Source organism: Flavobacterium sp. (genome assembly GCF_039932285.1).
In the GTDB taxonomy this organism is placed as follows: Bacteria; Bacteroidota; Bacteroidia; order Flavobacteriales; family Flavobacteriaceae; genus Flavobacterium.
In genome coordinates this window covers 1-12193 of the sequence record NZ_JBDTQE010000078.1, presented here as the reverse complement: position 1 = coordinate 12193, position 12193 = coordinate 1, and the positions used below count along the sequence as shown (strand labels likewise).

General features: G+C 31.6%; 11 protein-coding genes. 9 read left to right on the top strand and 2 right to left on the bottom strand.

The genetic code is table 11. The annotated features are described in order from the left end of the window. From ABI549_RS11880 to ABI549_RS11850, 7 genes are all read left to right on the top strand, one after another. On the top strand, positions 1 to 1537 hold a 1537-nt coding region (locus ABI549_RS11880), incomplete at its 5' end, for a gliding motility-associated C-terminal domain-containing protein (protein ID WP_348076681.1). Positions 1538 to 1592: 55 nt separating this feature from the next. Further along, positions 1593 to 2522 carry a type IX secretion system membrane protein PorP/SprF gene (locus ABI549_RS11875; RefSeq protein WP_348076680.1) on the top strand — a complete coding sequence of 310 codons (930 nt, stop codon included), beginning with the start codon at positions 1593 to 1595 and terminating at the stop codon, positions 2520 to 2522. A gap of 13 nt (positions 2523 to 2535) precedes the next feature. Beyond that, a complete protein-coding gene (locus ABI549_RS11870; protein ID WP_348076679.1) occupies positions 2536 to 4476 on the top strand; it encodes an OmpA family protein in 1941 nt (646 codons plus the stop codon). A gap of 533 nt (positions 4477 to 5009) precedes the next feature. Then, on the top strand, positions 5010 to 5642 hold the full coding sequence (locus ABI549_RS11865) for a 7-carboxy-7-deazaguanine synthase QueE (protein ID WP_348076678.1): 633 nt from the start codon (positions 5010 to 5012) through the stop codon (positions 5640 to 5642). 184 nt (positions 5643 to 5826) lie between these two features. After that, a complete protein-coding gene (locus tag ABI549_RS11860; RefSeq protein ID WP_348076677.1) occupies positions 5827 to 6222 on the top strand; it encodes an energy transducer TonB in 396 nt (131 codons plus the stop codon). A gap of 250 nt (positions 6223 to 6472) precedes the next feature. Next, entirely contained in the window at positions 6473 to 6868 is a 396-nt protein-coding gene (locus tag ABI549_RS11855) for an energy transducer TonB (RefSeq protein WP_348076676.1), read from the top strand. Between the two features lie 82 nt (positions 6869 to 6950). Further along, positions 6951 to 8108 (top strand): aminotransferase class V-fold PLP-dependent enzyme, encoded by a 1158-nt coding sequence (locus ABI549_RS11850; protein ID WP_348076675.1) that lies wholly within the window; start codon positions 6951 to 6953, stop codon positions 8106 to 8108. Positions 8109 to 8195: 87 nt separating this feature from the next. On the opposite strand, the gene ABI549_RS11845 is transcribed toward ABI549_RS11850, so the two are convergent. Beyond that, on the bottom strand, positions 8196 to 8897 hold the full coding sequence (locus ABI549_RS11845) for a class I SAM-dependent methyltransferase (protein ID WP_348076674.1): 702 nt from the start codon (positions 8895 to 8897) through the stop codon (positions 8196 to 8198). Between the two features lie 135 nt (positions 8898 to 9032). Here ABI549_RS11845 and ABI549_RS11840 point away from each other — a divergent pair, with 135 nt between their 5' ends. Continuing rightward, positions 9033 to 9527, top strand: coding sequence for a YkgJ family cysteine cluster protein (locus tag ABI549_RS11840; RefSeq protein ID WP_348076673.1), 495 nt, complete (start codon positions 9033 to 9035; stop codon positions 9525 to 9527). 32 nt (positions 9528 to 9559) lie between these two features. Here the strand turns inward: ABI549_RS11840 and ABI549_RS11835 are convergent, their stop codons facing one another. Then, positions 9560 to 10804, bottom strand: a complete 1245-nt coding sequence (locus ABI549_RS11835; protein ID WP_348076672.1) for a DUF1343 domain-containing protein — start codon at positions 10802 to 10804, stop codon at positions 9560 to 9562. A gap of 6 nt (positions 10805 to 10810) precedes the next feature. Here ABI549_RS11835 and ABI549_RS11830 point away from each other — a divergent pair, with 6 nt between their 5' ends. After that, positions 10811 to 12064, top strand: a complete 1254-nt coding sequence (locus ABI549_RS11830) for an FtsX-like permease family protein (protein ID WP_348076671.1) — start codon at positions 10811 to 10813, stop codon at positions 12062 to 12064. Positions 12065 to 12193 lie beyond the last annotated feature (129 nt).

Below are 12193 nucleotides of genomic sequence, written 5' to 3'. Positions count from 1 at the left end.
TGAATCAGATCCAGTAGTTGCAAACAATACATCAACAAGTACGCCTGTACCGGTTAATGTCATCGATGCAGTTAATGACACACCAGTTACAGCTACAGCTACAGTACCAAGTGGTACATCAAACACTGTAGTAGGAACAGTATTAGGAAATGACACTATAAATGGTAATCCAGTAACAACAACCAATACGAATGTTACCCCAGTAAGCAACGGTCCTTTAAGTGTCGATGCTAATGGAGGTGTTACCCTTGCTGCCAACACACCAAGTGGTACATATACAGTCACTTATCAATTATGTGAATCAGATCCAGTAACAGGATTAAATGTATCACCTTCAAACTGCGATACAGCAATAGCAACAGTAGTTGTTTCCAATGTCATCGATGCAGTTAATGACACACCAGTTACAGCTACAGCTACAGTACCAAGTGGTACATCAAACACTGTAGTAGGAACAGTATTAGGAAATGACACTATAAATGGTAATCCAGTAACAACAACCAATACGAATGTTACCCCAGTAAGCAACGGTCCTTTAAGTGTCGATGCTAATGGAGGTGTTACCCTTGCTGCCAACACACCAAGTGGTACATATACAGTCACTTATCAATTATGTGAATCAGATCCAGTAACAGGATTAAATGTATCACCTTCAAACTGCGATACAGCAATAGCAACAGTAGTTGTTTCCAATGTCATCGATGCAGTTAATGATGGTCCAATAACGATTATTGTTACAACTACTGGTCCAATCTCTGGAGGATCTGTCTTAGGAAATGATACTTTAAATGGTGTTTTGGCAAGTATAGTAAATACAGATGTTACTCCAGTCACGGTAGGTCCATTAAGTATAGATGTTAATGGAAACGTTACTATTGCTCCGAATACTTTAGCAGGAACCTATTCAATTACATATCAGTTATGTGAAACAGGAGCAGTTCCAGCAAATTGCGATACAGCAATAGCAACATATATAATTATTACTGATAGTGATGGTGATGGTGTTACTGATGTTATAGAGATAGCTGATGGAACAGACCCAAATGATTTTTGTGATTTCTTAGCTATTAATGTAACATTACCTCAATCTCAAGTATTTTTAGATGCTGATTGTGATAACGACGGTTTGAATAACGGTGATGAATATGGTGATAACCCTAAAGACCCTTTAGATAGTGATGGAGATGGTATTCCTGATTTCTTAGAATTTAATAATCACACTCCATCTGAGGATGATTTAGAAATATTTAATCTAGTTACACCAAATGATGATGGAGATAATGACGTATTTGTTATTCGTAACATTGAATTGTATCCTAATAATACTGTTGAAATTTATAACAGATGGGGACTTCTTGTTTATGAAACAAAAGGTTATGGTCAAAACGGTAAATATTTTAAAGGATATTCTGAAGGAAGAGTTACTTTAAGTCAAAACTCAGGATTGCCGGTAGGAACATATTTTTATATTGTTAAGTACATTAACAATAATAACCAAGCAAAAGAACGTTCAGGATACTTATATATTAATAGATAAGAACCTTAAAGGGAGGTTTTTTACCTCCCTTTAAGTAATTATAAAAGTAAAAAAAATGAAAAAAGGAATATTATTTATCGTTTTTATATTAACGATGTTTTCGAGCTACTCACAACAAGACTCTCAGTTCACTCATTATATGTACAACACTGTTAATATAAATCCTGCTTATGCTGGTTCAAGAGGTGTTTTAAGTATTTTTGGTTTGCATAGAAGTCAATGGGTAGGTTTAGACGGTGCTCCAGTTACCAATACACTCTCTTTAAACACGCCAATTAATGGTTCAAATTTAGGTTTAGGTATCTCGTTTGTAAATGATAGGATTGGACCTTCAAATGAAAATACAATTACTGCGGATATTTCTTATTCAATTAAGACATCAGAGTCATTTAAACTGTCATTTGGAGTTAAAGGAACAGCAGATTTATTGAGTATAGATTTTAATAAATTAAACATTTATGACCCTTCAGATAATTTATCACAACAAAATGTTGAAAGTAAATTTTTTCCAAATATTGGAGCAGGTCTTTATTTACACTCTAATAAAACATACCTTGGTCTTTCTGTACCAAATATTTTAGAAACCAAGCATTTTGATAAAAATCAATCTACTTTTAATTCATCATCAGTTGCTTCGGAAAAAATGCACTATTATTTTATTGCGGGTCATGTATTCGATTTGTCGGATAATGTAAAATTAAAACCAGCAGCACTTACAAAGATGGTGCAAGGGTCACCTTTACAAGTTGATTTGTCGGCTAATTTTTTAATTAATGATAAATTTACTATAGGAGCAGCATATAGATGGAGTGCCGCTTTAAGTGCTATGGTAGGTATTCAAATATCAGATTCATGGTTTTTTGGTTATGGATATGATATGGAAACCACTAAGCTTTCAAATTATAACTCTGGATCTCATGAATTCTTTTTAAGATATGAATTATTCAGAAATTTTGACAAAGTTGTCTCACCTAGATTCTTCTAATAAAATGAGTATTATGAAATTAAGAATTATATTGTTTATAAGTATACTAAGTTTTGTTTCTTTATCAGCACAAAAGGGAAAATTAGTATCAGCACAAAAAAATTACAATTCGTTGGCATATATTGATGCTATAAAAATTTTCGAAAAAGTAGCTAATAAAGGTTATGGATCGGTTGAATTGTTTCAAAAGCTAGGGAATTCATATTATTTTAATGCTAAGTTAAAAGAAGCAGGTAAATGGTATGAAAAGTTATTCAGCTTAGGTCAAGATGTTGATGCTGAATATTATTATAGATATTCACAATGTTTAAAAGCAGAAGAAAATTATGTAAAAGCAGATGAATATTTAGAATTATTTACTAAGAAAACAAATTCTGATAACCGTTCTAAAATTTTTAATGAAGATAAAAAGTATTTAGAATCAATCAAGAAAAATTCAAATAGATATTCAATCTCCGACGCAGGAATGAATTCAGCTTTTTCCGATTATGGCCCATCAATTACTAATAATAAATTAGTTTTTGCTTCTGCTAGAGATACAGGAGGAGTTTCTAAAACTAGAAGTAAATGGACAAATCAATCTTTTACAAATTTATATAAATCAGATATTGATGCAGAAGGTAATTTGTCAGGAGTTGAAGCTTTGTCTAAAAAAGTAAATTCGAAATTTAATGAATCTACTCCTGTTTTTACAAATGATGGGAAAACAATGTATTTTACAAGAAATAACTTTATTAACGGGAAAAAATTTACAGACACTAATAAAATAGTCTTATTAAAATTATATAAAGCTACTTTAGAAGGAGATAATTGGGTAAATATCCAAGAATTACCTTTTAACAGTAACGAATATAGTGTTGCTCACCCAGCACTTAGTCCAGATAATAAAACGTTATATTTTGCTTCCAATATGGAAGGAACAGTTGGTCAATCTGATATTTTTAAAGTTTCTATTAATTCTGACGGTTCATACGGTACTCCAGAAAATTTAGGATTAAAAATTAATACAGAATCAAGAGAAACATTCCCTTTTGTGTCTGCTGATAATATATTATATTTTGCTTCCGACGGACAATCTGGTCTTGGAGGGTTAGATGTTTTCGCAGTAAAAATTTATGAAAATGGTAGTTACTCTAATGTTTTAAATGTTGGATCTCCATTAAACGGGCCTACAGATGATTTTGCTTATATAATTGATCCAAACACTAAAAAAGGTTATTTTACATCAAATAGAGATGGAGGTAAGGGTTTTGACGATATTTATAAATTTACTGAAAATTCTCAGTTAGAATTTGACTGTAAACAAACAATTACGGGAGTTGTTTCAGACTTACAGACTACTGAAATTGTACCAAACACAACAGTTAAATTGTTTGATGATAAAATGAATGAGGTTTCTCAAACAATAGTTGATGCAGGAGGAAAATACAAATTTGAAAATTTAGAATGTAATAAAGTATATTATGTGCGAACTGAAAATGAAGCATATGAAACGGCAGAGACATCTGTAAAAACAGATAAGTTTTCTGGCGAAAAATTAGCTTCTTTACCTGTTTCTAAAAAAATAATTCAAGTAAGTGTAGGTTCAGATTTAGCAAGTGCATTCGGAATTAAAATAATTTATTTCGATTTAGATAAATCATTTATTCGTAAAGATGCGGCAATAGAATTAGCTAAAATGGTTGAAGTAATGAAAGAGTATCCAACCATGAAAATTGAAGTTAAGTCTCATACGGATAGCAGACAAACTTCTAAATACAATAAAGAATTATCTGAAAAAAGAGCAAAATCAACTGTTGCTTGGATGATAGAAAATGGTATTTCTGAAGATAGACTTGTAGGAAATGGTTATGGGGAATCTCAATTAATTAATAATTGTGCAGACGGTGTTAAATGTTCTGAAGATGAACATCAAGCTAACAGAAGAAGTGAGTTTATAATAACAAAAATGTAACATTGTTTTTGAATTAATTTTAAAAGGCATCAAATTTATTTGGTGCCTTTTTTGATAATATTGGCTTGTTATACAATTGCTTTATAGGATTCAATTATTTTTATTAATTGCAATTTAAAAAAGCAAAATCTATTAAGTATTTGTTAAAACTTTTGTTATTAATGTTGCGAATTCAAAGTAGTTCGTGCAAATAAAAGAAAATTTATAATGCCCTTTATTTTTATATGTAAATTCGAAAAAATTTAAATTCACTTAAAGAGAGGACAAAAAAATCAATAAATATTTTAATCACATTATTAACTAGGTATTAATATTGTGCATTTTTTGTCTAACTAAAGCTAAATCAAATTGAGCTTTAAAATGATATTTAATATCAAAATTAATTCTGTATTTTTGCTCTCAAGACTAGTATTCTATATTAGAAAAATTAGACAACAATGATTTTATAAAATATTAAATATTGGTAATTTAATTTTAAACAACGGCAATTTACTCATTTTTAATAAATTGTGTTTTTATCACGTAATAAAACAATGCTTACAAAAGAAATACAAATTGCAGTCGAAAAAGGAGAAATGCTTCCACTTATGGAAGAATTCTACACTATACAAGGAGAAGGATATCATACAGGAACAGCAGCCTATTTTATACGAATTGGAGGTTGTGACGTAGGCTGTCATTGGTGTGATGTGAAAGAAAGTTGGAATGCAGCGCTACATCCACCAACAAAAACAGACCTTATTGTCGAAAACGCAAAGAAGTTTGGAAAAACTATTGTTGTAACAGGAGGAGAACCACTTACTTGGGATATGAAAGTTTTAACCCAAAAATTAAAAGCAGAAAATCTTCAAGTTCATATTGAAACTTCTGGAGCATATCCAGTAACGGGTACTTGGGATTGGTTTTGTCTTTCACCAAAAAAAAATAAATTACCAGTGGCTGATGCTTATGCTATAGCCCATGAGTTAAAAGTGATTATTTATAATAAACATGATTTTATTTTTGCCGAAGAACAGGCAGCAAAAATTAATGATAAAGCGATTCTCTTTCTTCAACCGGAATGGAGTAAAAAAGAGGAGATAACACCTCTTATTGTTGATTATGTAATGAATAATCCAAAATGGAGGGTATCCTTACAAACTCACAAATATTTGAATATACCTTGAGTTATTTATCAGTATAAAATAACGTTTTAACGATTTTATTTTTTTATTAGAAGTAAAATTAATATGTTTGTAAAGTTTTAATAATCAAAATATTAAAACTTTCTTTTGTCCCAAATAAAAGTAACTTAATGAACATGTTTGGAATTTGTTTAAAATAAAATTTAACCAAAAATACCACACAACTATGAAAAAGAATCTACTAATAGCAATAGCTATGCTTGCAACACAATTTATATTTTCGCAAGCTTCTTTAAATGCAATAAAAAGTCTTCCAATAAACTATGAAGATGCTGAAGTTAAACCTGAATTTCCAGGAGGTTATAATGAATTTATGAAATTTATTGCAAAAAATTTTAAAACTCCAGAAGTAGAAGGACTTTCTGGAATAGTTAAGATTAGTTTTGTTGTTGAAACTTCTGGTAAAATTTCTGAAATAAAAATATTAAAAGATATTGGTTCAGGAGCGGCTGAAGAAGCGGTGAGAGTTGTTTCAAAATCGCCAAATTGGTCACCCGGTGAGCAAGACGGGAAGCCAGTAAGAGTTACTTTTCAATTACCAATTACTATTAGAGGTTATTAATTCTAGAATTTTAAGTCTATAAAAAACTCATTTAGCAACTAAGCTAAATGAGTTTTTTAGTTAACTGCTTTTCAGTCAGTTATATTTTTGTGTAAATAAAAAATTAAATAAATTTATTTACGTAAGAATAATTACACATATATTTTTCATTAATGCATTTCATCGATTTTATTTTGCACTTAACCGATACTTGTATATTATTGTATAGAATTACTAGCCCCGGTAATATTATTAATTTAAATAATAAATTATGAGAAAATTTTTGATTTTATTTGCTTGTGCTTTTTGTACAAGCTTATTATCGTCTCAAACATCTATGAGGCTAGTGAGTGAAACACCTGTACTTTATGAAACAGTACAAACAAAACCTGTTTTTCCAGGCGGCATACAAGAATTCATGAGGTTTGTCATGAAAAATTACCAAGCACCAAGCACCGAAGAGGAAGAGGTTGAAACTGGAACTCTTGAAGTAAGTATAGTTATTGGTGTTGATGGTAACATAAGTAAAGTGGAAATTATAAAAGAAGTTGGAAATGCTGGAAAAGAAGTAAAAAGAGTTTTAGCTAAGTGTCCTAAATGGACTCCAGGAAGCCAAAATGGAGTAAATGTACCAGTGGTTTATAATTTTCCTATAAAAATTCAATAGTAAAAAATCTTTAATAAGTTTAAATCCCATCTGATATTGCAGATGGGATTTTTTTATTTATATTAGATTCAAAATAAAAACAATGAAATCGCAATTTCTACTCGATAAGAATGTCACTTTTTTAAACCATGGTTCATTTGGATCTTGTCCGAAACCTATTTTTGAAGAATTTCAGCGATTTCAATTGGAATTAGAAAGTGAGCCAGTACAATTTATCCAGAAGAAGCAAACAGGATATTTAAAAACTGCTAGAGAAAGTTTGTCAAAATTTGTCGGTTGTGAAGCCCAAGATTTATATTTTACACCCAATCCGACCTTTGCCATTAACACGGTTATGCGTAGTTTAAATTTGCAAGAAGGAGATGAAATCCTAACAACAAACCACGAATATGGAGCGATGGATAGAACTTGGAATTTCTTTTGCAAAAAATCGAAAGCCAAATATATTCGTCAAGAAATTATTTTACCTATAATTTCAAAAGAACAAATCCTTGAAGAATTTTGGAAAGGATATTCTTCTAAAACTAAAGTAATTTTTATCAATCAAATGTCAAGTGCAACGGCTTTATTGTTTCCTGTAAAAGAAATTTGCGATAAAGCCCAAGAATTAGGACTTATAACAATTGTTGATGGCGCACATATTCCAGGACATATCGATTTAAATATTCAGGAATTAAATCCGGATTATTATACAGGGACTTTACATAAATGGATGTTGGCTCCCAAAGGAAGTTCATTTTTGTATGTAAAAAAGGAATTTCAAAATGATTTAGACCCGCTAGTCGTGAGTTGGGGTTACGAAAGTTTGTTTCCTGGCGAGAGTCAGTTTTTAGATTATCATGAACACCAAGGAACTCGTGATGTGTCTGTATTTGTTTGTACGCCAACGGTGATAAGTTTTTTAGAAAAAAATAGTTGGAAGCAAGTTTCTCAAAAATGTAAACAAATGGTTTTAGATAATTACCAGCGGTTTTGTGATTTGCTAGGAACAAATCCTATTTGCCCAATTACTTCTGAATTCCTTGGCCAAATGGCGAGTGTTCCGGTAATGACAAATAATCCGCAAGGATTAAAAGATTTATTATATGATAAATACAAAATTCAAATTCCTGTGATGCCACTTAATGGAGCTGTTTATATCAGATATTCTATAAATGGTTATAACTCACAAGAGGATTTAGATATTTTGTACCAAGCTCTTACAGATATTATAAAAACTACAAACATGATTGAAGTGTAAGTTTGATAATAGCCCCGATTATAGTGGAAATCCTTTTGCTTTTTTCTTTAAAAAGGAAAAGATTGCAACGGAAAGCGGGATTAGCTCCTAAAAAAGTCTTGCCAAATAATCAAAATGTTCACCTACCATAATTAATTCGCATTGCAAACCGTTTGCATTTGCTGCATTTTGGAGTGTATTGTAATCTAAATATAACCAAGGAAATGTATCTTCGGTTTCTCCTTTATATTGAACTGTAAAAGTGAGCTCTCCATAATAACCGTCGGCAGGAATAAGGAAACTTCCGTCGTCATCTTCGTCGAACATATAAATAATATCCGAAGAGTCTATTAAGATTTGACCATTTGGGTTTAACAATGATTTTAGTTTCTGTAAATATCTAGCAGTTTCTGTTAATGTTCCAAAAATGCCAGTTCCGTTCATTAATAAAATAATTGTATCAAATTTTTGATTTTCAAGATTCAAGATATTTTCAACCCGAGCATTTTTTAAACCACGAAGTTGACAAGCTTCAATTGCATTTTCGGAAATATCTATCGAAGTAACAGCAAGATTTCGCTCATTTTGTAACGATAACGAATGACTTCCTGCGCCACAACCCACATCGAGAACTTTTCCTTTCGCTAATTGCAAAGCTTTTTGTTCCAACTTTGGCATTTCGGCGAAAGATCGAAACAAATAAGCCACACTCATTTCGTCCGCTTCAGAAATAGAAGTTTCGGTAATAAGGTCTTCGGGCGAATTATTGGTTTTGTAATCGAGTATGGCTTTTCCGAAAAGATCTTTCATTTTTTGTATTTCAAAATTCAACATTCGTTGTTCAACATTCATCATTAAAATAGGATTGATGAAGTTTATTTGTTTATGCGGTTATTTGTCTATTTGATTTGAGTAATTTTGCAGAATCAACTTTAAACTTTAAACTTGAAACAAATTTTACAACAACTTCCTAAAGAAGCCAAAGATAAGCATATCGAAAACAAAAAGTATTTTGTAAAGCTAAAAAATAAGCCGCCCAAAAATTTAGATTATGTGATGCAAGATTTGCATGATGCCGAATTTAAAAAAACCAATTGTTTAGATTGTGCTAATTGTTGTAAAACGACTGGACCACTTTTTACCAGTGCCGATATTGAACGTATTTCGAAACACTTGCGTCAGAAACCACAACAGTTTATCGACCAATATTTAAGAATGGATGAAGACCAAGATTATGTATTGCAAAGCGTTCCTTGTAACTTCCTAGACCAAGATAACTCTTGTTTTATATATGATGTTCGCCCAAAAGCATGTCGAGAATTTCCACACACGGATAGAAAGAAATTTAATCAAATTACAGATTTAACTTTGAAAAATGTTGCGATTTGTCCCGCAGCATTTAATATTGTGGAGAAAATGAAATTGAAAATGCCTTTGTAAAACACAGTTTTCACAAATTAGATTTGCATTTTTTAATAAATCAAATATTTGCTTCTCATTTTTTTAAATGAAATCAATCCATCTTCCCAAGATTTTCTAATATCCTTTTCTGATATTCCAGATTCTATTTGCTGTTGTAATTTCTTTGTTCCAGCTAATTTTGTAAAAAAAGGATTGAAAAATTTCGATTTATCTGATGTGGTTTGGTATGCTTTGATGAGCCATTTTAGTTCCAACTGTTTTACTTTGGCTACAGCCGATAAGTCTTCTCCGAAACATTCCATATTTTTATATACTGGTTCTTTAGCTCCAAAATTAGGAATAGGAGTAAATCTAAAACTGCTTTTTGACAAATAAGGCGAGCCATAAATTTGAAATTGTTTTTCGGTTCCTCGACCTACACTTACATTGGTACCTTCAAAAAAGCACAAACTCGCATATAAATTTATTGCTTGGTCGTTGGGTAAATTTGGCGATGGTTTTACGGGTAGACCATAAGTCATTTCTCGTTTGTAATTTAAACAAGGTATAACAGTTAGGTTGCATTGAATGCCGTTTTTGAGCCATTTCTCGCCGTTTATCATTTTCCCATATTCGCCAATAGTCATTCCGTGTAACGTTGGGATAGGATGCATTCCTACAAAGCTGGTAAATGCTGTCTCAAGAATAGGTCCGTCAACAATACTTCCGTTAGGATTTGGTCTATCTAAAATAAGGAGTTGAATGTTATTCTCTGCACAGGCTTCCATAATATAATGTAAGGAAGATATATAGGTGTAAAATCGCGCGCCCACATCTTGTAAATCGAAAATCATAATATCAATTCCTGCTAATTGTTCAGGTTTCGGTTTTTTGTTGTCACCATAAAGCGAAATAATTGTCAAGCCGGTTTTAGAGTCTTTTCCGTCAATCACATGTTCGCCAGCATCTGCAGTACCACGAAATCCGTGTTCTGGAGCAAATATTTTTGTTATATTTATTTCTTTTGACAATAAAAAATCGACTAAATGAGTTTTGTTAGACAAAACTCCAGTTTGATTGGTAACGATTCCGATTTTTTTGTCTTTTAATAAAGGCAAATAAGTTCGGAAATTATCAGCTCCTAGAACAAGTTTATATGTTTCTTTTTCGGATACGTCTTTAGCTTTATCAATTTCAATTGTTTTGATAATTTTCGACTTTTCACTTTTCACTTTTGATTGTGAAGAAGTTTTACACGACACCATTATTAAAAGAAAAAATAAAACTGTATTTTTGAACATAAATTTGTAAATCATAATCGTTTGAATTTAGAATATTTTATCGCAAATCGACTTATTACTTCTAAAAACAATAAAAGTAGTATATCTGCGCCAATAATAAAAATTGCAATAACCGCAATTGCTATTGGTATGATTATGATGATTATTTCTATCGCGACTGGAACAGGGCTACAACAAAAAATACGCCAAAAAGTAGCTGCTTTCAACGGGCATATCCTTATTTCGAATTTCGATGACAATCAATCTCAAGTTAGTTTGTCTCCAATATCGACCAATCAGGATTTTTATCCCAAATTCAATTCAGTAGATGGAATACAACATATTCAGACCGTAGCAAGCAAAGCAGGAATTATTAGAACGGAAAAAGCTTTTGAAGGAATAGTTTTCAAAGGAGTCGGAAAAGAATACTGTTGGGAAAACCTGACGGAATATTTAGTACAAGGTCGAATTCCAAACTTGAAATCGGAACTGAACTCCGAAATTATTATATCAGAATATTTAGCAAACAGATTACAATTAAAATTGGGTGACAAATGCAATACTTTCTTTATGAAAGACAGCGGTAATCACATGCCAAATCTACGAGTTTTTACTATTGTTGGGATTTATAACTCAGGATTTCAGGAATTCGATGCAACTTATATAATAGGAGACATTCGACACATTCAACGAATCAATAAATGGAAACCAACCGAAGTAGGCGCTTTCGAAGTATTTATAAATGATTTTGATAAGATCGAAGAGAAAGGAGCCGAGGTTTATAGCAATACACAAAATAAAATTGACCATACAAAAACCTTAGACACCCAAACCATAGTCCAAAAATACTATTACATATTCGAATGGCTCAAATTATTCGATTTCAATATTGTAGTAATACTCGTTATTATGATAGTGGTTTCAACAATCAATATGGTAGTCGCATTATTAGTTCTAGTACTAGAAAGAACACAAATGGTAGGAATCCTAAAATCGCTAGGTGCAAACAATTGGACAGTCCGTAAAATATTCCTTTATAATGCAGCACACCTAATTATAAAAGGGCTACTCTGGGGAAACATAATAGGAATAGGGTTATTACTCATTCAAAAATACACGGGCATTATCAAACTTAATCCAGAAAATTACTATGTTAACCAAGCTCCAGTCAATATAAACATAGTACACATACTCTTGCTAAATATAGGAACAATCGTAATATGCCTATTAGTTTTACTAATTCCTTCCTATATAATAACCAAAATATCTCCGGTCAAAGCAATCAAGTTTAGCTAAATCCTTTCAATTTTGACGTGTCCTTCGTCGTACCTCCTCCGGTCGTGCTATTCGTTTCAATCTTTTTATCGGCTAAAAGCCTCAAAAAAGGATTTCCACTACTATCCCTCACGCGAGAGCGATAATCGA